23 protein-coding genes and 1 tRNA gene are annotated in these 20,574 nt (G+C 67.4%); 16 read left to right on the forward strand and 8 right to left on the reverse strand.

Features of this window, described 5'->3' with window-relative positions; genetic code table 11:
* The 3 genes from NE235_RS13295 to NE235_RS13305 form a co-directional block, all read right to left on the reverse strand.
* Positions 1-1,088: hypothetical protein (locus NE235_RS13295; RefSeq protein ID WP_252802444.1), on the reverse strand; the 1,088-nt coding region annotated here is incomplete at its 3' end.
* 356 nt (positions 1,089-1,444) lie between these two features.
* On the reverse strand, positions 1,445-1,660 hold the full coding sequence (locus tag NE235_RS38540; RefSeq protein ID WP_319946969.1) for a recombinase family protein: 216 nt from the start codon (positions 1,658-1,660) through the stop codon (positions 1,445-1,447).
* A complete protein-coding gene (locus tag NE235_RS13305; RefSeq protein WP_252802445.1) occupies positions 1,657-1,854 on the reverse strand; it encodes a hypothetical protein in 198 nt (65 codons plus the stop codon). Before NE235_RS13305 ends, NE235_RS38540 begins: the two co-directional genes overlap by 4 nt.
* A 1,698-nt stretch (positions 1,855-3,552) precedes the next feature.
* On the opposite strand from NE235_RS13305, the gene NE235_RS13310 reads away from it, so the two are divergent.
* Complete coding sequence (locus NE235_RS13310; RefSeq protein ID WP_252802447.1) at positions 3,553-4,122, forward strand: NUDIX hydrolase; 570 nt, start codon at positions 3,553-3,555, stop codon at positions 4,120-4,122.
* Here the strand turns inward: NE235_RS13310 and NE235_RS13315 are convergent.
* Positions 4,119-5,264, reverse strand: a complete 1,146-nt coding sequence (locus tag NE235_RS13315; protein ID WP_252802449.1) for a tetratricopeptide repeat protein — start codon at positions 5,262-5,264, stop codon at positions 4,119-4,121. The two genes, NE235_RS13310 and NE235_RS13315, sit on opposite strands and share 4 nt — an antisense overlap.
* 150 nt (positions 5,265-5,414) lie before the next feature.
* Between NE235_RS13315 and NE235_RS13320 the strand changes: the two genes are divergently transcribed.
* The 4 genes from NE235_RS13320 to NE235_RS13330 all read left to right on the forward strand — a co-directional run bounded on the left by NE235_RS13320 (position 5,415) and on the right by NE235_RS13330 (position 7,189).
* A complete protein-coding gene (locus NE235_RS13320; protein ID WP_252802452.1) occupies positions 5,415-5,798 on the forward strand; it encodes a hypothetical protein in 384 nt (127 codons plus the stop codon).
* Complete coding sequence (locus NE235_RS13325; protein WP_252802454.1) at positions 5,795-6,019, forward strand: hypothetical protein; 225 nt, start codon at positions 5,795-5,797, stop codon at positions 6,017-6,019. The genes NE235_RS13320 and NE235_RS13325 overlap by 4 nt, the downstream gene beginning before the upstream one ends.
* A gap of 177 nt (positions 6,020-6,196) precedes the next feature.
* Positions 6,197-6,430 (forward strand): winged helix-turn-helix domain-containing protein, encoded by a 234-nt coding sequence (locus NE235_RS38655; protein ID WP_406567577.1) that lies wholly within the window; start codon positions 6,197-6,199, stop codon positions 6,428-6,430.
* Between the two features lie 294 nt (positions 6,431-6,724).
* Complete coding sequence (locus NE235_RS13330; RefSeq protein ID WP_252802456.1) at positions 6,725-7,189, forward strand: winged helix-turn-helix domain-containing protein; 465 nt, start codon at positions 6,725-6,727, stop codon at positions 7,187-7,189.
* A 706-nt stretch (positions 7,190-7,895) separates the two neighbouring features.
* Here the strand turns inward: NE235_RS13330 and NE235_RS13335 are convergent.
* Both NE235_RS13335 and NE235_RS13340 read right to left on the reverse strand, forming a co-directional pair.
* Entirely contained in the window at positions 7,896-8,246 is a 351-nt protein-coding gene (locus NE235_RS13335) for a hypothetical protein (protein ID WP_252802458.1), read from the reverse strand.
* The gene (locus NE235_RS13340) at positions 8,179-8,697 is read right to left on the reverse strand and encodes a hypothetical protein (RefSeq protein WP_252802460.1); all 519 of its coding nucleotides are present in this window, start codon (positions 8,695-8,697) and stop codon (positions 8,179-8,181) included. Before NE235_RS13340 ends, NE235_RS13335 begins: the two co-directional genes overlap by 68 nt.
* A gap of 258 nt (positions 8,698-8,955) precedes the next feature.
* On the opposite strand from NE235_RS13340, the gene NE235_RS13345 reads away from it, so the two are divergent.
* The 10 genes from NE235_RS13345 to NE235_RS13390 all read left to right on the forward strand — a co-directional run bounded on the left by NE235_RS13345 (position 8,956) and on the right by NE235_RS13390 (position 18,102).
* Positions 8,956-9,126, forward strand: coding sequence for a hypothetical protein (locus NE235_RS13345; RefSeq protein WP_252802462.1), 171 nt, complete (start codon positions 8,956-8,958; stop codon positions 9,124-9,126).
* A 78-nt stretch (positions 9,127-9,204) separates the two neighbouring features.
* Entirely contained in the window at positions 9,205-9,537 is a 333-nt protein-coding gene (locus NE235_RS13350) for a WhiB family transcriptional regulator (protein WP_252802465.1), read from the forward strand.
* A 42-nt stretch (positions 9,538-9,579) separates the two neighbouring features.
* Positions 9,580-10,050, forward strand: a complete 471-nt coding sequence (locus NE235_RS13355; protein ID WP_252802467.1) for a hypothetical protein — start codon at positions 9,580-9,582, stop codon at positions 10,048-10,050.
* A 192-nt stretch (positions 10,051-10,242) separates the two neighbouring features.
* Entirely contained in the window at positions 10,243-11,235 is a 993-nt protein-coding gene (locus NE235_RS13360) for a DUF2637 domain-containing protein (protein WP_252802469.1), read from the forward strand.
* On the forward strand, positions 11,232-13,409 hold the full coding sequence (locus tag NE235_RS13365) for a hypothetical protein (RefSeq protein WP_252802471.1): 2,178 nt from the start codon (positions 11,232-11,234) through the stop codon (positions 13,407-13,409). The genes NE235_RS13360 and NE235_RS13365 overlap by 4 nt, the downstream gene beginning before the upstream one ends.
* Before the next feature lie 128 nt (positions 13,410-13,537).
* Entirely contained in the window at positions 13,538-13,810 is a 273-nt protein-coding gene (locus tag NE235_RS13370) for a hypothetical protein (RefSeq protein ID WP_252802473.1), read from the forward strand.
* Between the two features lie 162 nt (positions 13,811-13,972).
* Positions 13,973-14,245: a hypothetical protein gene (locus tag NE235_RS13375; RefSeq protein WP_252802475.1), complete on the forward strand. Its 273-nt coding sequence runs from the start codon at positions 13,973-13,975 to the stop codon at positions 14,243-14,245.
* A 66-nt stretch (positions 14,246-14,311) separates the two neighbouring features.
* Positions 14,312-16,294 (forward strand): DUF3987 domain-containing protein, encoded by a 1,983-nt coding sequence (locus NE235_RS13380; protein WP_308206069.1) that lies wholly within the window; start codon positions 14,312-14,314, stop codon positions 16,292-16,294.
* Positions 16,295-16,525: 231 nt separating this feature from the next.
* Positions 16,526-16,723, forward strand: a complete 198-nt coding sequence (locus NE235_RS13385; RefSeq protein WP_252802478.1) for a helix-turn-helix transcriptional regulator — start codon at positions 16,526-16,528, stop codon at positions 16,721-16,723.
* Positions 16,723-18,102: a tyrosine-type recombinase/integrase gene (locus tag NE235_RS13390; protein ID WP_252802479.1), complete on the forward strand. Its 1,380-nt coding sequence runs from the start codon at positions 16,723-16,725 to the stop codon at positions 18,100-18,102. The genes NE235_RS13385 and NE235_RS13390 overlap by 1 nt, the downstream gene beginning before the upstream one ends.
* 142 nt (positions 18,103-18,244) lie before the next feature.
* On the opposite strand, the gene NE235_RS13395 is transcribed toward NE235_RS13390, so the two are convergent.
* Positions 18,245-18,326: transfer RNA gene (locus NE235_RS13395), tRNA-Tyr, on the reverse strand.
* Between the two features lie 160 nt (positions 18,327-18,486).
* Between NE235_RS13395 and NE235_RS13400 the strand changes: the two genes are divergently transcribed.
* Positions 18,487-18,978, forward strand: a complete 492-nt coding sequence (locus tag NE235_RS13400; protein ID WP_252802481.1) for a YajQ family cyclic di-GMP-binding protein — start codon at positions 18,487-18,489, stop codon at positions 18,976-18,978.
* A 709-nt stretch (positions 18,979-19,687) separates the two neighbouring features.
* Here the strand turns inward: NE235_RS13400 and htpX are convergent.
* A complete protein-coding gene (htpX, locus tag NE235_RS13405; protein ID WP_252802483.1) occupies positions 19,688-20,545 on the reverse strand; it encodes a zinc metalloprotease HtpX in 858 nt (285 codons plus the stop codon).
* Positions 20,546-20,574: the final 29 nt, after the last annotated feature.

Genomic DNA, 20,574 nt, shown 5'->3' on the forward strand with positions numbered 1-20,574 from the left:
GCCGTGATGAGTTTGTTCGCAAGCAGGGTCACCGCGTCAGTGGACTCGGCGATCGACTGGCTCGGTGTTCCCGCGGGCACCTTGTCCAGCGGGCCATAGCAGACGGTGCCCCCCTTTCCCTTCCCCTTCCAGGTCCCGAATGCGCCCGGGCGCAGCTCTTCGATCTTGGCGAAGACCTCCGCGCGGACCGCAACGGGAATTTTGAGGTCGTTGAGGTCCTTCCCGGTCTGTGGCTTGTCCTTCATGGCCGTGATGAGTTTGTTCGCAAGCACGGTCACCTTGGCCCCTGACACCTTCGGCGTGTCTGAAGGATCACCTCCAGCCGGGTTCGCTCCGCTATCGGCACTCTTCCGCTTCGGCATGCCGATGTGGGGGCTGGCCATGCCGGTGAGCACGGCGACGATGTCGCGGCTGGACAGCCTCGGGGTGGTGGTGCGGCCGGTCAGGGGTTGTGCGGTGGTCAGGCTGATGTGCAGGGCACGGGTGAAGGCGACCGCGCCGAGCGGGCTGTCGAACCGGTCGGTCATGACGGGTGTGAAGTCGTTGAGCACGGCGGTATGACCGTCGTAGTCCAGGACTTTGACGCCCTCGATGGTGCCGGTGGTGTTGATCAGGATCAGGGCGTGGCTGATCTTCCGGCTGCCGACGATCACGACCGTGGCGGTGTTGTGCCCCGTGACCGTCTCAAACACCGCTTCCCAGGACCGGACCTGTTCCCAGGCATCGGGCGGCTGGTTCAGCCAGCGCCGCGCGCTCAGATCCGCTGAGGCCGCCGCATCATCGGCCGATCGCGCCCCCGCGGGGGGTTTGATGCCCTGGGGGAACAGCCCCGCCAGAACCGCTTCGGTGAACTGCAGACACCGGCCCGCGACATCGGGGACGCGATCGCGCTCCAGCTGCCCGATCGCATACGAGATCACCTCAAGCAGCTCATCATGTGTTCCGGTGGCCTGAGAATCGTCCATCTGGGCCGGTGGCCGATGGGGCAGGCCGTTCTTCCGGCCGGTGGCCTCGGTCCGGGGCCCGACCGCGCGCACGAACTCCTCCCGCACGCTCAAGCCGGCATCCAGGTCGCGCGGCACCGGCACGTACCGCACCCGGCCCCGGGCGGTAAAACCCTTCCACCCCCCGCCACCCCGAACCGGCACCCCCACCGACCCCGACGTCCCGGCCCCGGCCCCGGACACACCATGATCGGTGTCTCCGGCCGCCACGGCCGCCACGGCCGGCGGGGCGGGCGGAACGGACGTGGTGGCAGGCCTCAAGACCAGCGGCCCGCCGGGCACCCCCGGCGCCGGGCGGGGACCGGTCCCCTGCGTGACCATCCCATCGCGCCACAACGTCGCCCAGCCCACCTCCACACACGCCGCCTCAGCCCCGGCCGCGCTGTACCGCGACGTACGCCACCCCACCCAACCACCCGCTACGCCCATACCCGGAGACCCTAAACGACGTTCTTGCCGGACTTCTTGTCGGCGAAGATCCGGATGCAGCCCGCCTCGGTCAGAGCGTGCGTCTGCCGGTCCAGGCGCTGCCCGCCGGTGGAGACGCGGGCGTAGCCGATCAGCGCGCCGGTCGATGCGGCCGGTTCGGTGGCGAGGGGGTTGTCTCCGAGTGAGCCGGCCAGCAGCGAGCCCTCGGGAAGCGCGGCGCTGGTCACCACACACCGCGGCCGGGGCGCAGCGGGGTGACGGTCACGGCCAGCGGCGCACCGAGTGAGAGGTCCCCGGGGCGGGCCATCGCCGCGGTGGCCACCCAGCGGCCGATGCAGCCCTGGCAGAACCGGCGAGCCTCCCGGCCCGTCCAGTCCGGCGGATCCAGTGCCTCCTCCACGATCTGGAAGTCGGCGTCCATCTCATGGCAGATGCCGCAGTCAGTTACGGGCGTGCGGGTACGGCAGCACGGGCTCGGGGACGGGTTCCATGCCCGCAAGCGTAGAGAAAAGGGCGCTCGCACTTGTGGAACACCACGATTTCTCAACACGTTTTTCAACGCCTTGAGCGACGTGGAAAAGCGGTCCGGAGCCCGGCGGGGCGAGGTGTTGTGAATCGAACGAATCTCAACACCCAGGCCAGTCACCCGATCGATGAGGCCAGCCCACGCCCGGCGGCGGCCGCCCGATCATGCGAACCCCTCATCCCACCGGGGGCACCGCGCAAAATGTGAGGTGTATGGCTGGTAAGTCCTCTAACTCAAAGGCACGGAGCGCGATCACGGGCCGCTACGTGAAGATGTCGACCGCCAAGCGGAACCCGAAGACGACCGTCGTCGAGAAGCCGTCCAAGTCTTCCAAGAAGAAGTAGGACGGCAGGGAGAGTCCGACGTACCGCGGGCTCGTTGAGAAGCGGCCGACCCGCGCTGTCTCGGGTCGGCCGCTTTCTGTGTTCTGCCGATCAGCGGCTACGACTGCGAGCGCGGGATGTGCGCGGGATGACTCTGCCAGCCAACGAGATGTTGGTTGCTCTAAGCCCTGGTCAGCGGACGCGTGGAGCAATGATCGCCGACCCTCTGTAAATCCGTCGGCTCAGCCTACCCAGGTTCGAATCCTGGACCCGCCACAGCAGGGAGATCGGCCCCTGACCAGCAGAGATGCGGTCAGGGGCCGATCTTGTTCCGTCCGGCTGTGTCCGGCTCGTTGCGGGCATCTACGACTCTCCGGGTCCAATACGGGTCCACGCTCGGAGGACGGTCGTGCGGCGTTCCTCCAGACGAACCGACCGGAGTCGTGTTCGGGTGAGGGCTTGCGATCCTCGCAGGGGGCCGCGCTGTACGTGTCGCCGATGGCCGACCCTCTCGGGCCAGGGACGCACCTTCTTCAGGCCGGCTCGATCCGACCGGCCGCACATGCGGTGTTCCCGTCGGCGGGTCGATCCGAGATGATCTCCGCTCTCTGCAACCGACCATCAGGCAGGGATGCTGGCTGAAGTCTTCTCTAGCCAGGCCGGGGAACGTTGCTGATTATGGTCCCCAGGTGCTCCCTCGCGATTGCCTAATCCATGCCTGAATGGGATTCGGTATGGCCCACTCCTATCGTGGGAGATTTCGAGCATTGCAGGCCGGTACCTGCTCGTTGGTGGAAGGCTAGCGATTCGGAAGAGACGGCTGTGCCGGGCTTGTATGAAGTCCTCGATACGGGTGCGGTGAAGGCAACCGTGCACGCCCCGCTTGGGGAAGTATAGTCAGCTGACGACCGAGGGGTGTCCTGGTCTTCGGATCCGCTCATCAAGAAGCATGCTAGGACAGGACACAGTTACTGGAAAGAGACACCGGGATGGTGACCGAATCGAGCCACCCTTCTTGGCGCAGATGCCTCGGATCCATTGACAAATCCGCGTGTGCTCACGTACGACGCCGCAACGATCACGATCCTGCCGTCCACCCTTACGGCTTGGTGCATGCTTCTGAAGAACATGGCGCAATGCCCCATATCGGCGTGACGGATGCATTGCCCAGCCAACTTCCGCGGGGCTGCCGTAGCCTCCTCCGTCCCGTAGGTAACAGCCAAGGCGCGGACTGCTGGACATGTGGGACAGGACCGGTACCGTCCTGTGCGTGAGCACTCCTGAGCGCCCAGAAGAGCTGAGGACGAAGGTCTTCGGCGAGCGCACGATCTATGACAACCCGTGGGTTCGGCTGACCCTGGTCGACATCGAGCCGCCGGACGGCCGGCGCTTCGAGTATCACGTGGTGCGGCTTCAGCGCGTCGCCGTCGCCCTGGTCCTCAACGAGGCCGATGAGGTGCTGATGATGTGGCGCCACCGCTTCGTCGACGACTCTTGGGGCTGGGAACTGCCGGGCGGCATCATCGACCAGGGAGAAGACGGCGCGACAGCGGCGGCCCGTGAGGTCGAAGAAGAGACCGGTTGGCGTCCTGGGCCGATGGAGCACGCGGTGAGCTTTCAGCCCATGGTCGGGATGGTGGACACCCCGCATGAGGTCTACATCGGCCGCGGCGCCGAGTTGGTGGGCGAGCCGACCGACCTTGAAGAGGCCGCACGTATCGACTGGATCCCGATGAGCACCGTTTTGGAACTCATCAGCAAGGGCGAAGTGCTGGGGTCCGGGTCGCTGGTGGGATTGTTGTATCTGCTGGCCAAGCGTGGCGCCGAGAGTGATTCCTAGGCCGCGAGACCGACGCTCATGATGCGCTTGCGTTGACGTACGGACCCGACCTGGTTTGCCAGCAGCCGGGCGCGGCGTAGGTGTGCGCGTGCTTCGTCGAGTTCGCCTTGTGCGGCGAGGGCTTGCGCCAAGTCGCAGCGGAGGCCGGCCGCTGCCCGGACAAAGGACGCGTCCATTTCGCCGAGTGCCGTCATGAGGTAGGTGATCGCCTCATTGTCGCCGACCTGGGCGAGGCAGTGGCCACGCCACCGAGCGTGGTGAGCTTCGTTGAGCATGATGAACGGCAGCGCTGGATCGGTCGTGTCTGCGGTGAGGAACATCGCTGAGCGGTCTAGGGCCGTACGGCACTCATCGTCGGCGAGTGCCGCCTGTACCTCTGCCTCAACGGCATGCAGCCAGCACAGCAGGAGCGGCGGGCAGCTCCTACCGACGAGCGCTCGTGTCTGGCGTACGAGGCTCAGGGCGTCCGTGAGCCGCCCGACGTCGTGCAGGACATATGCCTGTTCCCCTGCGGCGTGCGCGAGCAGTACGGGCGATGCTGCCTCGCGTGCGGCGGTCTTGGCGGTCTCGTAGTGCGCCCACGCCTGCCCCACGGCGCCGACGTCGAGTGCCTGCCAGGCTGCGAGGGCGCCGGCGTCGGCCAGGACCGCGGCGAGCGCTTCCCGGACGGACGGGCTAAGGCTGTAGCCCAGTAGTTCGGCCAGCGTCGCCATCACAGAGCGGGTCTGTTCCAGCAGCGACGGAGCGCCGAGACGGCGATCGAGTAGCCGGATCTGGTGGACCTGTTGCTGCATCTGCCGCACCAGCGGCATATCGACCCGCCGCGCGGTGGCCAGGCGCTGCCGAAGGTCATCGGCCGGACTGGCCGTCTCTGGAACGGCGGTGCCGGCGAACCCCAACTCTTCGTCGGTACGTCCGTAGGCGAGGCGGTAGAGCTTCCGCCAGTCCTCATCAGGGGTCACTCTGCCGGTCTCATGACGCGAGATCGTGGTTTTCAGGCTCTTGTCGCTGCCGAGACTCACCCCAGCGTGTGGGGCACAACGCCGCAACACGGCGATGAGTTGGGACACCTTCCACCCGAACTCCGCGCGCGTCCGCCGTAGAGGCGTCATGACCGCTCCTTCGTCACCATCCCAGGTCATGGACTCAGCATGTCCCACCGGTACCGATTCCAGCGCCCGGTTAACAGACGCCTGTTAACCGGTGCGGGCTTCCGTGAGCCGCGCTGGAGCGATGTCATCGCACCTGGTCGGCACCACATGTCCACACCCGGCGTAGGAGGGAGACGCGCCATGAGCGTCATGGAGTCAGGTCCGGACGCAACCCCCGAGACGGTCACTCGATTCCTCAACCAACTCACCGCCGCTCTCGTCGACCGTGGTCTGGTCGCAGAGGTGTTCGGCGCCCGGATGGTGTGGGCCAAGAACCCCGCCGCCGATCCACCGAGCGGTGAACCGCAGGCGGCGGCCATGAGCCCCGGTCTCCGGCAGGCCGTCGTCTGCCAGCACGATCAGCACTCCGGAGGCCTGGCGTGGTACTGGCTGTGGTCTGGAACGACGCGGGACGCTCCGCCGGAAGCGGAGTATCTGTGCCCGGCCGAGGACGTGAACCAGGCGGCGGACCGCATCACGCGCGTTCTGCGCCTCGACCGCGCCGACTCTGGAAACCCCGTATGACGGCGCCGACGCTGGTCGACGGCCTGACGCCACCGGTCGGAACCGAGGTGGCGTCGGCAGCCTCGATGCTGGGCCGCCGCTTCCCCTCCGCGGTGATGTGGTTCGGAGCGTTTACGCGCCGGTGGTGGGCGCTGGTGTGGGCCGGCGGCCGGTGGCAGCTCATCGACGCTGCCGGACCGGAAGAACTCACCGGAGCCATCATCAACGCTCACAGGAGATGAGGACCCCACGCGGTCGGCCAGGGTCGAGGAGGGCTGGCCGCGCGGTACCCCCACGTCCTTCCGGCGTAGTGGGGTGATCGGGGAGTTCAGCGGCACCGGCTGAGGGACCGGTGCCGCTGAACTCTCTCCTGACGATCGATAACTGGGCTTAGACAATACGAGGTGGATTACATCGAAATGGCCGGTAAGCGACACGAGAAGATAGCCGAGATCCTCCGCTCTCGAATCACCTCGGGTGAACTCAGGCCCCGCCAACGACTTCCATCTCAGAAGCAGATGACCACCGAGTTCAATACCTCGAACCAAACCATATCTCGTGCGATTGCCGACCTGCGGGCGCGTCGGTACGTGTGGACGTTGCCGCACAAGGGAAGCTATGCGCGCCCACCAGAGGATTGGGAGCAGAATTGACTTCCCGCGAGGAGCGACTAAATCACTCACTCGCGGAGTTCTACGCGATGCTCGACTCGATGACCTTCACCGGCGCGTCTCAAGTAGTGGAGATCCAACAACTCAAAATATTAATCGGCAAGTATCCGGATCAGGCACGGCGATTTCTTGCCAACGTTGAGCCTGAACGTGAGGAATAGGCCAGCGAATCAGGCCCCAGACGCCATGCAAGCACCCACCGTCGCCGCACCGGGACATGACTCACGACGATCGCACCGACTACCCTGTCCGTTACATGAAGGTGGAAGGAGCCCTGTGGCTAGGCCCAAGAGCAGCGATGCCGTCTACCTCAAGATCGCTGCTGTCCTACGCGACCGTATCCACGAAGGTCGTCTCAAGCCCGGCGACAAACTGCCCTCCGAGGCGGAGGTTTCGGCCGAATTCGGCGTTGCTCGCGGCACAGCCCGCGAGGCGCTGAAGAAGCTGGAGACTGACGGCCTGGTCGACACGCTGCCTGCCGTCGGTCGGATCGTCCGCAGCACGGAACAGGCCGACAAGACCCCACGCTACCGGCGCATCGCCGCCGAACTCATCGCCGCCATAGAAGCTGGCGACTACCCGCCTGGCTCACAACTACCCGGCGAGGCACAGCTAGCCGAACAGTTCCATGCATCCCGAAACACGATTCGCTCAGCACTCGGCGAGCTCGACGGCCGCGGGCTGGTCGAGGTAGTCCATGGCAGGGGCCGAATCATCCTTGCTCGCACGGAAGATAGGTAAGCCAACCACGGGAAGCAATGGGCGAGGAGCAACGCGACCAACACCGGCCATACTATCGACATCTCAACCACTGCGGATTTTTCCTCTGTAATCTGGCCATCTCAACGAAGCCAAGCCCGATAGCCCACCAAGGAGAGCGCAATGATTAAGGTTGTCATGGCGACCCCAGAGAATCCAGACTGCGGTGAAGCGTCGCGATCGAAGGACTACATTTATCACCCCGAGGTTAGAGGCCCAAAGAACGGCCTCCGAATGCATGCAGGCAAATATGAGATTCGCCAATATCCGGCTGGCTACTACCTTTGCTGGGTACACAACCCAGAGCCGGACAAGCCTGCTTGGCATATGGAGTTCGGAGAAGACATCGAAGTCGAAGGTCAACTGTATATCGTTGACTACGGAAGCACTCGGGCTGGCTGGTATATCTCGGACAAGGTTGCCCTCAAGCGAGGGAGGATAGCGCCGAAGCCAGGGCATTAGCCTGGTCGATCACTACCACACATATCGCTTTAGATTTTCCTGTCAAGACTCGCTATGCGACGCTTTTGCCGGAGCGATCCAGTACGGTCCACCAGGATGCGGGCGACTTGTAGGTGTTCATCGGCAGATCTGCGCTCGCCCCGAACCAGCAAGGCGGTGGCGAGATCGATTCGGGCGCTTGCCTCAGCGCGCGCATACGTTCCATCCACTCCGACGAGCCCGGCACTCAGGTCTTTTCTCGGACCGCGTCAGCATCGACGCTTCTCATGCTCGCCGCCATCTCGGCTTGCGCGGCCGCGAGCCAGGTTCGCATAAGGTCCGGCACCTTGCCGGCGGCTTGGTGTCGCGCGTATTCGACCAGTTCGGCAGCCTGCTCCGCGTTCCCCAGGTCGAGAAGTACGTAGGCCTGTTCGGCGGTCGCGAAGGCAAGCAGCGACGGATCTTCCGCTTCGCGTGCTGCGGACTTTGCGCGTTCGAAGTGTTCCCAGGATTCGCGTGGAGTGCCGACGTCAAGCGCCTGCCAACCAGCCAGTGCGGGAGGTATCTGCCAGCACTTTGGCGAGCATGGCGCGTACACCGGGCTTCACGGCGTGGCGATGCAACTCCTCGATGTGGGCGATGTGGGCGCGCATCTGATCGCGGATGAGTTGGGCGCCCTGGCGTCCATCGAGAAGCCGGAGACCATCCGTCTGGGCCTGAAGCAGGCTGGCGACCTCCGCGTCAACGGACGCGGCACGTGCGAGCTCGGTCGCGAGCTCGTTGAGCGGTTCCTGATCACTCGCCCTGATCTCCGCCCGTTCAACGAAGCCCAGTTCGGCCGGTGAGCACTCGTACACCTCGCAGAAGAGCGGCTGGTAGAACTCGCCGACCGGGCCGTGTCCGTTCTCCCAGCGCGCTATCTGGCGGGCGAGGCTCTGAGGCTGGGGAAGCACCTCCCCGCGCCTGGCGGCAGCCTGGCGTAGCCGCGCGTCGAGTTGGGTCTTGGTCCATCCGCGTTGCTCACGCTGCGCGCGCAACGGGGTCGTCACCAGCACTCCTAGCCGTACAGGTCGCACATGTTTACTGACCTGCATTCTCCCGGTTCTGCCTGGCCTGACAAGGGGATGACAGTCATCCGTTGTCAGGCCGTGTCATCTACTGCCGGACGACGCCGGCGGCGAACCTGGATCTCGTCGGGCCGACGAGGCCAAGGCTCCACAAGCAGAAGGGACTTGACAGGTGATCGCCAAGGCGCGTTATCTGTACATGTACTTCTTGTCTAGCAAACGAGCGGAGGAGGTTCGCTGATGTTCCCCCAGCCGAAGAAGTGGCCGCGCTACGTGGTCGGCGCGATCGTCGTGGTCTTCGTGTTCAAGAACCCCACCGCCGCCGCCCACATGGCCAACAACCTCGTTGGCCTCATCTCCCAGGGTGCCGCTGCGCTGGGCAAGTTCGCTTCCGCTCTGCACGTCGGCTGATCCGCTGCACAGCCACCAAGCACGGCATCGGACCCGCCGCCCCAACCGATCACGTCCCCCATCAACCCGGAGGTTCGCATGAACACCCACCCCAGCCGACTCCTGCTTTCAGACCTGCGTGACGCATGCCTCGACGGCGCCGAGTGCCTGTTCGACCCCGAACTCCACGACGGCCCCGGCGACGGCGAGGCCATCGAGCACCCCCACGAGCGGGCGGCACGCGAGGACATCGCCAAGGACATCTGCGGCACGTGCCCGGTACGGGGTGCCTGCTTGGAGTACGCGGTACGCACCATGCCCGAGCGAGGCATCTGGGCCGGCCTGAGCGCGGAAGAGGTCGCGGCCGTCGCCGATTTGTGCGCCGACCACGAGCAGCCGACCGGCCGCGCCGCCTACCGAGACGTCGCCTGACGCCTGGCATCCCGATTCGTAGTGAGAGGAGATCAACGCGTCATGTCCGCGATCCGATGTGATCTTGCTGGCCTGCTCCGCGAGGGAGCGCGCGGCTACCATCCCGCAGAAGCGTCGATCAACCTGTTGATCGATCACGGAATCTGGCTGCGCCGTCAGGACTTCGCCGGTGCGTTCGTGGTCTTCAACGATGAGCAGTCGGCCGCCGTCATCGACTGGCGGCAGGCCATCAAGGCGTTGGACGCCGGTGATCTGCCGTGCTCGACGAGCGAGGCGAAGATTCTCCGCCTGGCCGCCGCTCTCGACGACGGCCCCGGCGTCGTGCTCCGAGAGGTGCTCATCGGCCTCGACGCCCACAACATCCGCCTCGTGGCCCAAGCCGTCCTTCACGCGAACGGCACCACCAACGGCACCGTCACCGTTCCCGAACCGGGCCGGTTCCCGCCCGGCGTCCGTGTCCTGGACGCCGCCGACAACGTCCTGCAGAACGGCCAGGACGAGCAGCGGCCGTGACCCCAAGTATTTCCGGCGCACAGCCACCAAGCACGGCGCCGGACAGCGGCTCCCGACCGATCACGCAACCGAAGGAAGGCCATCATGGCTGACCCGTACGTCCCTCCGCGCCTGACCGCCGTTCCGGCCCCGGCCGAACCCACGAGCGATGAGCGGACGCGAGCGCTGACCGAGCACGAACAGACCGCCGTCGTGGTGGTCGGCGGCTTGGTCGCGGCCCTGGGGCTGTTGGGATTCGTCAACAGCTTCGCTCGCGTCGCTGCGGCGGCCCGTGCCTCGTTCGGCTGGTTCGCCTTCACCGTGCCCATCGGTATCGACCTGGGGATTGCGGTGTTCTCCGCGCTCGACATCGTGCTTGCCCGGCTGGATATGCGGATTCGGTGGCTGCGGCTGATCCCCTGGTCGCTGACCGGCGCAACCGTCTACCTCAACGTCGCCGGCGAGGCATCGGTGTTCGGCGTCGTGGCGCACGCGGTGTTGCCCGCCTTGTGGGTCGCGGCGGTCGAGGTCGCCGCGCATGTCGTCCGCACCCGCGCCGGGCTGGCCGCCGGAACCCGGATGGACTCGATCCGGCTATCCCGGTGGTTGCTTGCCCCCGCGCCTACCGTCCGGCTGTGGCGTCGCATGGTCCTTTGGGAGACCCGGTCCTACCCGGCCGCGCTGGTGCGCGAGCGTGACCGCATCCTCGCCCTCACCGACCTGAAAGACACCTACGGCGCCGTCGCGTGGCGGTGGAAGGCGCCCCGCCGGACGAAAGCCCTCTACAAGCTCGGTGAACTGATCCCCGCGGTGAACCTTTCCGCTCTGCCCGCCGCACCCACGGCAGCGGACGGTCCCGTAGACGAGACGCCCGCGCCGTCCGGTACCGCCACGAAGACGGCACGCCGGACGGACGGACCGGCCAAGCGCGGACGGTCCGCCGGACGGGCCACCACTCGGCCCCGGGCGCGGTCCGGGGCGAAGCGCCGGACCGTCCCGAACGTCGATGAGCTCATGCCGACCGGACGGCGCATCGCCGCCGAGTTGGACGAGCGTGGCGTAGCGCTGACCCGCGACAGTTTCGCCGCCGCTCTGCGCGAGGCAGGCCAGACCGCCGGTAACGAGCGCGTCGGCGCGTTGCTCGCTCGTCTCAAGGCCGAATCCGCCGCCCCTGCCGACTCCGACCGTGAAGGAGTGCAGCCGTGACCGACCGCACCCGCGAGGCCTCCGCTGAGACGCGCGGCATGGGTGACCTCATCCCCCTGCGCCGGACCACCGCCGCGACGGACACCGCCAACGGCCACGAGATGAGCCCGGACCGTGCTGCGCGCGAGACCGCGACGGCGCCGGACACTCACTATGAGGTCACCCTTGACGACGAGCCGCCCGCCGAAGCCGTCCCTGTGCTGCCTGCGGCCCCGGACGCGTCCGGGCAGTGGCAGCCGATCATCCCGCCCGCTCTGCGTACCTGGGCGAGCGTCAAGGCGTCGGTGCGGCAGATCATCGGCCGGTGGGCGCACCAGGCCGGCTATCACGCCGTCCGCGCTCCGCAGTACGCCATGCTCGGCGGTTTCTGGGCCGGTGTCGGCGTCTTCCGGCTGATCGGCCGTCAACTGCGCTGGTGGTGGGTCACCGAACAGAACACCCTCCGCCAGTACGCCGCCGACCGCAACGACGCCGAGGTGTGGATGAAGCTTCACCGGGAGGTCAAGGCCACCCGCACGTGGCGGGGCATCGTCCTCCTCGGCGAGACGGCCGGTGTCGGCGTCGGCGCGTCGATGGTGGCCAACGGTCCATGGTGGGTGAGCGCGGTCACCCTCGCCGTGGCGGTCCCCGCCCTGGCTCATGTTGGCCGCCCGATCGACCGGCCGATCATCTCCCCGGCCGTCGTCGCGCCCCGGTTCCGTAAGCTCAACCCCGACATCGTGCTTCGCGCGTACTACGCCGCCAGACTCGGCGACCCCGACAAGCCCGGCCAGCAGATCCAGTTCGGTTCAACGATGTCCCGCGACGGCGAAGGGTCCCGTGTGCTGATCGACCTTCCGCACGGCAAGGGCCTCGACGACGCCATCCGCGCCAAGCCCGCCATCGCCTCAGGGCTGGACGTGGCTCTTTCCCAGGTCTTCATCACCCGCGATCCCACCTCTCACCGGCGCCACGTGCTGTGGGTCGCCGACCGTGACCCCCTCGCCGTCCCCGCCGGCCGTACGCCGCTGCTGGCGTGCAAGCCCACCGACATATGGCAGCCCGCGCCGTTCGGCCTCGATGAGCGCGGCAACCGCGTCGGCGTGGACATGATGTGGAATTCGATCCTCGTGGGTGCCCAGCCCCGGCAAGGCAAGACGTTCTCCGCCCGCGCTCTGGCCCTGTTCGCAGCCCTCGACCCGTACGTCAAGCTCAGTGTGTTCGACGGCAAGGGGTCGCCCGACTGGCGCAAGTTCAAGCTCGTCGCCGACCGGTGCGCGTTCGGCATGGCGATGACCCGCGACGGTGACCCCGTCGAGCTGTTCATCGACGCCCTACGCGAGATCGAGCGCGACGTTCAAGACCGCTATCAGCGGCTCTCGGAGCTTCCGGTGGACGTGTGCCCCGAGGGCAAGCTGACCCGCGAGATCGCCCGTGATCCGAAGTACCGGATGCCGGTCCGGCTCGTCGTGATCGATGAGTTTCAGGAGTATTTCGACCTCCCGGACCCCGACGCGTCCAAGGAGATCGCCAAGCTGCTGGTGTTCCTGGTCAAGGTCGCCCCCGCGGCCGGCGTCATCGTCCTGGGCGCCACCCAGAAGCCCAGCGGCATCGGTACCGGCCAGGTCGCCCAGCAGTTCAACGCCTTCCGCGACAACCACCAGATTCGTTTCTCACTGCGTACGGGCTCGTGGCAGGTGTCGGATCTGGTGCTTGGGTCGGGCGCCTACTCGGAGGGATACGACTCCTCGACGCTGCTACCGACGTACAAGGGCGTCGGGATCCTGCGCGGCGCGACCGACGCCACCCCGACCGTTCGGACCTACCTTGCCGACGCCGAAGACGCCGAGAAGATCCTGACCGCCGCCCGCACCCACCGGCAGCGCGCCGGAACGCTGTCCGGCATGGCGGCCGGCGAGGACGTCGCCCGCGAGGTGCGCGACGTGCTCGCCGACGTCCGCCGGATCTACGGACCCCGCGAGCGTGGCTTGCACTGGCAGCAGATCGCCGCGCGCCTCGCCGAGACGTTCCCCGAGCACTACGCCGACCTGACCGCCGATGCGATCTCCGCCCAAGTCCGCGCGTTCGGAGTCCCGAGCGTGGACGTCAAGCGTGACGGCCAGGTCCTCAAGGGCGCCAAAGCCGACGCCATCGACGCCGCGATCAACCGCCGCAACGACGCCGCCGCAGGGTAGCGGCACACCCGCTACCGGTCGCGTCCACGCTACCCGGCCCGCTACCCGCCTCACCTGCGCGGATGAGCCCAGGTAGCGGGTAGCGGCCCCCACTTCGCACGCCCGAAAACCGTCCCAGGAGGCCACCCGTGACCCTGCTTGCCGCTACCGCAACCGCTACCGGTGACTCGGCCGGAAGCCTGCTCCTGTTCGCTCTCGTGATGGGCGCCGGCTACATCGCCGCGTGCGTCATCTGGCCGTTCCGCGCGTGCCGCCACTGCCGGGGCATCGGCCGCTTCCCCTCGCCCACCGGCCGCGCCTGGCGACCCTGCCACCACTGCAACGGCACCGGCGCCAAGCTCCGTCTCGGCCGCCGCATCTACACCCATTTCAAGAACACCCGTGACCGCGGCACCCGCTGATCACAGCTTGATCACATCCAGTCGGAATATCACGGCGGTAATAAAGCCCAGCCCGCTCAGTCCTAGCGTCCAGACGCGAAAGCGGTCCGGCGCACAGCCACCAAGCACGACGCCGGACCGCCACCCCCAACCGATCACGTAACCGAAGGAGGCACCTCCATCATGACTCAGGCCCTCCAGCCCGGCCAGCAGAACGCCCGTACGCGCGCGGTCTGGCTGCTTCCCGAAGACGGCATCATCGACTTCCTCGCGGTCGAGCTTGCCGCCCGCGGCGTGCGGCCCGTCGCGCTCACGCCCGCTGAGCGGCGCATCGCCGCCGCCTTCATCCTCGCCACCGGCGGCACGCCCACCACGATCGCCAAGCGGCTCCACATGGCGCATTCGACCGCCCGCGCCCTGGCCGAACAGATCAGCGCCGATCACCTCGCCGCCTGAAAGCCGCTTCCGCCCCGCCGCCTCGCGCGGCGGGGCACCCCCAAGCCCTCGAAGGGAACCACCCCAGTGACCAAGCCAACCGCGCTCCGCATCATCGACGGCGACCAGCCCGACGCGGAACCCGGACGCGCGCTCCCGCACAACATCACCGCCGAACAAGTCGTGCTCGGCACGATGATGCTCTCACCGGCCGCCCTCACCGAGGTTCGCGAAGTGCTCGACGGCAGCGAGTTCTACCGGCCCGCCCACGCGCGAATCTGGGAGACGGTAACCACCCTCGCCGACCGAGGCGCCCCCTGCGACCCCTTGGCCGTCGGCGCCGAACTCGGCCCTGACCTGAGCAAGACGGGCGGGGCGCCCTACCTACACACCCTCGTCGCCCAGGTCCCCACCGCCGCCAACGCCGGTTACTACGCCCACATGATCCGTGACCTGGCCTACGCCCGGAAAGTGATCGAGACGGGAACCCGGCTCATCCAACTCGGCCACGAGGCCACCGGAGAAAGCGCGAGCAACCTCCGTGGCACCGTCACCACCGAAGTCGCCGAACTGACCTCCGCCGACGTACGCGGATGGCCCGATCCTGTCCCACTGACCGCGACGGCCACCGACTTGCCCGTCTTCCCGCTGTGGACACTGCCGGACTGGATCGGCGAGTACGCCGCAAGCCTGGCCGAGGTCACCCAGACCCCGCCGGACCTGGCGGGCTGCCTAGCCCTGGCCGTGCTCGCCGTCGCGGCCGGCGGGAAGGTGTGGGTGCAAGCCCCTGCATGGCGCGAGCCGACGAACCTTTTCACCGTCGTCGTGCTGCCGCCCGGCAACCGCAAATCCGAGGTCTTCCGCGCGATGTGCGCCCCGATCGTCGAGGCGGAAAAGGCGCTGATCGCCGAGGCTGAACCGGTGATCGCCAGTGCGGTCATCGCCCGCCGAATCGCCGAAGCCGAGGCCGACAGAGCGGCGAAAGCCGCCGAGAACGCCACCGGCCTGGACCCCGTACAGAAGACACTCGCGATCACCGAGGCCGCTGAGGCGAAACTCGCCCTCGACGCCGCGACCGTTCCGCCCCGCCCGCGTCTGTTCTCCGATGACGCCACCGTCGAAGGACTCACCTCACTCCTATGCGAACAGGGCGGGCGCATGGCCGTCCTATCGCCCGAAGGCGAGATCTTCTCGATCGCCGCCGGACGCTACTCCGGCGCTCCGAACTTCGCCGTCCTGAAGAAAGGTCACGCGGGAGAAGAGATGCGCGTCGACCGGATGAGACGCGAATCCGAGCACGTCGAGGCCGCCACCGTCACCCTGGGAATCTGCACACAGCCCGGTGTCCTGGCCGAACTCGGCGCGACCCCCCAATTCCGCGACCAAGGACTACTCGGCCGCCTGCTCTACTCGGTCCCGCGCTCCTTGCTCGGACACCGCAAGCACAACCCCGACCCCATGCCCGCCGACCAAGAGACCACCTACCAGACCCGCGCCAAGGCGCTCGTGCTCTCTCTGGCCAAGCTCACCCAGCCCGCCATCCTCACCTTCGCCCCCGACGCCCAAGCCGCGATCACGCGGCTTCTGGCCGACACCGAACCCCACTTCCGCCCAGACGGCGACCTGGCGCACATGACCGACTGGGGAGGCAAGTTGGTCGGCGCCGTCGTCCGCATCGCCGGACTACTGCATCTGGCCAGGCACCTCCGCGATGGCTGGAATCAGCCGATCAGCGCTGACACGTTCGCCGACGCCCGCGACATCGGCGAATACTTCACCGCCCACGCCAAAGCCGCCTACGACGCCATCGGCGCCGACCCCGCCACCGCCGACGCCCGCGCCATCCTCGACTGGGCACGCAACACCAGCGCGGCCCGATTTGCCGCCCGCGACGTCCAGCCCGCACTACGCGCTCGGTTCAAGAAAGTCACGGACCTCGACCCGGCACTACGCGTCCTGGAAACCCACGGCTGGATTCGCCGGCTGCCGCCATCCCCGCGCACCGGACGCGGACGCCCGTCCGCACCGCAATACGAGGTACACCCCTCCGCGCTGGAAACGAACCGATGAGCGCCGCAGAGCGTCACCGTCACCCCGGCGCCCGAACACTCCCGCGCCGTGAAGCACGTAAGCGAAAAGCAGCAAAAACATTTCTGCTGATTTCCGCTTACGCGCTTACCCCCGCACGCCCGCCACCACCCCGCACCGGCAGACACCGACCGCGACCGGCGAACAGCCACCAAGCACGCCGCCGGCCACGTCACCCCGACCGATCACGACCACCCCGGAGGAACCTGCTCCGTGAAGACCGCCGAACGTACCCGCGACAAGCTCACTCTCGCCGAGGTCTGCGCCGAACTCGGTATCTCCCGCTCGACCTTCTACGAATGGCGCGCCAAGGGGAAGGCGCCCCGCTGCATCACCCTCCCGAACGGCAGCCTCCGCGTCCGCCGTACCGAACTCGACCGCTGGCTCGAAGTGCGAGAGGACGCCGCCTGATGCAGGACATCACCTACGACGTCCGCGTCTACAAGACCGAGGTCTACAAGGGCAAGAAGGTCACCACGTACTACGTCCGGTGGAAGACCGGCGGCAAACCGTGGAAGGAGCCCTTCCGTAAGGCCGCACAGGCCGACAGCTTCCGTTCCTCGCTCCTGGCCGCGGCCCGTAATGGCGAGGCGTTCAGTCTCGACACCGGCCGGCCGGTCTCGTGGAAGCGCGAGGAATCCGCGATGTCCTGGTACACGCTGACGCTCGACTACACGGCGGCGAAGTGGCCATACGCGTCGCCGAACCATCGGCGAGGCATCGCCGAAGCCCTCACCGACGCCACCGAGGTCATGCTCGCCGGCGACGGTCCCCATGATCACGACGAGATCCGGCGAGCCCTCCGGACTTGGGCGTTCAGCGATCGTCTGCGCGGCGTTACCGAACCCCCCGCCGACCTCAGCGCCGTTGTCCGGTGGTTGGAAGGCAACACGGTCCCCGTCAAGGAACTCACCCAGCCGGGAAGCGGCGCCGTCCGTGTCCGCGCTCTACTCGACCGCATCAGCAGAACCAAGGACGGCAGCACCGCGGCGGCGAGTACTGCCACTCGCAAGCGCATGACCTTGACCAACATCATGCAGTACGCGATAGAGATCAACGTTCTGCCTGACAACCCGCTCCGCAGCATCAAATGGAACAAGCCCCGGACGCTCAAGACCGTTGACCCGCGCGCGGTGGTCAACAGTGAGCAGGCACGGCGCTTCCTCGACGCCGTACGCGCCCAGGGCGAGCGAGGGGCGCGCATGGTGGCCTTCTTCGGCTGCATGTACTACGCCGCGCTGCGCCCCGAGGAAGCGGTGGATCTGCGCCGCGAGAATCTGGTCAGCCTGCCGGACGAAGGGTGGGGCGAGATGCTGCTGACCCACTCCGAGCCTCGCAGTGGTAGCCAGTGGACGAACAACGGCCAGGCCCGCGAGCGACGAGAGCTGAAGCACCGGGCACCAGGCGAGACCCGTCGCGTCCCGATCCATCCCGAACTGGTGAAACTCCTCCGCGATCACCTCAAGGAGTTCGGTTCCGCGACCGGCGGTCGGGTGTTCGTCGGCCCGCGGGGCGGCATCCTCACTGACCGGGCGTACCTGGCCGTCTTCCACGCCGCCCGCGCCACTGCCTTTACCGACGAGGAGACGGCGTCTCTCGTGGCCCGCCGCCCGTACGACCTACGCCATGCCGCCGTCTCGACGTGGCTCAACGCGGGGGTGGCCCCTCCGCAAGTCGCGGAGTGGGCCGGCCACAGCGTGGATGTCCTCTTGCGGGTCTACGCCAAGTGCATCGCGGGACAGCAGGAGGAGGCCAAGCGGCGCATCCTCGCGGCGACCCAGCCTCGATAGCCCGTCTGCGAGCCCCTGCCGAACTTGGGCACGTATTCGGCACAGCCATCCGCACACGGCCGTACGCAGCCATAGACAACCGGACAGAACAAGATCGGCCCCTGACCGCATCTCTGCTGGTCAGGGGCCGTTCCACCTGATGTGGCGGGTCCAGGATTCGAACCTGGGTAGGCTGAGCCGACGGATTTACAGTCCGCTCCCATTGGCCACTCGGGCAACCCGCCGGGTAAGCCGCCGTAGCGACGCTCAGAAGGATAGCGGACTCTGGGCCCAAGGGTGACATCGGTTTCGGTCACGGCGGTCGGCGGCGTCGGTGGCCGTGGAGCGGACACGGGCTCACTAGGCTCTGGGAAGAGATCGTCGTTATCCGTGAGGACATGAACCGTGGCTTCGGAAAGCTCATTCGACATCGTGTCAAAGCTCGACCGGCAGGAGGTGGACAACGCTCTGAACCAGGCCGCCAAGGAGATCGCCAACCGGTTCGACTTCCGTAACGTCGACGCGGGGATCCGGTGGTCGGGCGAGACCATCGAGGTCCAGGCCAACAGCGAGGAGCGGGCCAACGCCGTCCTCGACGTCTTCCAGGAGAAGCTGGTCAAGCGCGGCGTCTCCCTGAAGGCGATCGACGCGGGCGAGCCCAAGGCGTCCGGGAAGCTCTACAAGCTCACCATCGGGCTGAAGGAGGGCATCTCCCAGGAGGACGCGAAGAAGATCAGCAAGATCATCCGGGACGAGGGCCCGAAGGGTATTCGGGCGCAGATCCAGGGTGAGGAGCTGCGCGTCAGCTCGAAGAAGAAGGACGATCTGCAGTCGGTGATCAACCTGCTCAAGGGCAAGGACCTGGACGTCGCTCTGCAGTTCACCAACTACCGCTGACGACGGCCCCCTTCCGGCGGATCGACGTCCGCGAGGGTTCTGAGCGCCGCCTCGACGCGCCCGGGCTCCGTACGGGGCCCGGGCACAGGTGCGCGCGGGCAGGGTGCCCGACGACGCCGTGACCGCTCCAGCGATCGTGGCCCAGGGCCAAGCGAAGCCCCTTGGCGAAGGGGCCTGAATCGCCGGGCGTAGCGGGAGGAACCACCCGGCAGCCGCGGCGATCACCGAGCATCCGAGGGGGCGGCCCCTCATCGTTGTACCGTTCGCTTCGCCGTCGTAGTGACCACCTTGACGTCGCAGTGGCCGGTTTGCCGTCGCGGTGACCGCGCTTCGTCCTATTTGGGCCTCCTATCCCGTCAACGCCGACGGCAATGCCTCCTTCGCCGGCGCCATGATGACGCCGCCTGTCGGGACGGCGCGGGGTGGTCAGCCTGGCTTGCCGCTGCATGTCCCTTATGTGCACGGGGAGACGGCCACCCGCACCGCAGGTTCCGCCGCCCGCTGACCTGCGCCCCGTCAACGCTCCCAAAGTGCGCCGAGGGGCCTCTAACCGGCGCCACCACCGCTGCCCCCGCCGATCACGCCGGCGGCCGGGCGGTCCACGCTCCCCTCCTGTCATTGCGGCTCTGGCCCCTGGGGCGACGCGTGAGACGACATGCGGGCGGAGGGCAGCGGACGGGCAGGGGGGGTCACGGTGCCGGGCGGGCGGTCACCTGCGGTAGCCGGCCATCTCCTCGAGGCGGGCGATGCGCTGGGCGGTCGGCGGGTGGGTGGAGAACAGGCGGACGAGGCCCTCGCCGCGGAACGGGTTGGCGATCATGAGGTGGCTGACCGCGGTCAGGCGGCCGTCCTCCGGCAGTGGGAGCCGCCGCGTGCCAGACTCGATCTTGCGGAGGGCGGAGGCCAGAGCGAGCGGGTCGCCGCTGAGCTGGGCGCCCGAGGCGTCGGCCTGGAACTCGCGGGTGCGGCTGATGGCCAGTTGCACGATGGTGGCCGCGATAGGGCCGAGGATCATCATCAGCAGCGCGCCGAGCACGCCGGGGCCGTCCTCGTCGTCGGAGTTGCCGAAGGGGATGAGCCAGGCGAGGTTGGCGACCCAGGTGACGACGGCTGCGAGGGCACCGGCCACCGAGGAGATCAGGATGTCGCGGTTGTAGACGTGCGACAGTTCGTGCGCGAGGACGGCGCGCAGTTCCCGCTCGTCGAGCAGCTGGAGGATGCCGGTCGTGCAGCAGACGGCGGCGTTGCGGGGGTTACGGCCGGTGGCGAAGGCGTTCGGCGCGATGGTGGGTGAGATGTACAGGCGTGGCATGGGATGCCGGGCACCGGTCGACAGCTCCCGGACGATGCGGTACATCGCGGGCTGCTCGACCTCGCTCACGGGCCGGGCGCGCATCGCCGACAGGGCGATCCGGTCGCTGAAGAAGTACGCGACGCCGTTCGTACCCACCGCGATCACCAGGGCGATGGTCAGACCCGCACGGCCGCCGAGCGCTCCTCCGATGAGGAGGATCAATGCGGACATGGCCCCGAGCAGGGCGGCCGTCTTGACACCGTTGAAACGCAACTGCGCCACCTCCCCTTGTCCCCCACAGG

This window comes from Actinoallomurus spadix (assembly GCF_024055725.1).
In the GTDB taxonomy this organism is placed as follows: Bacteria; Actinomycetota; Actinomycetes; order Streptosporangiales; family Streptosporangiaceae; genus Actinoallomurus; species Actinoallomurus spadix.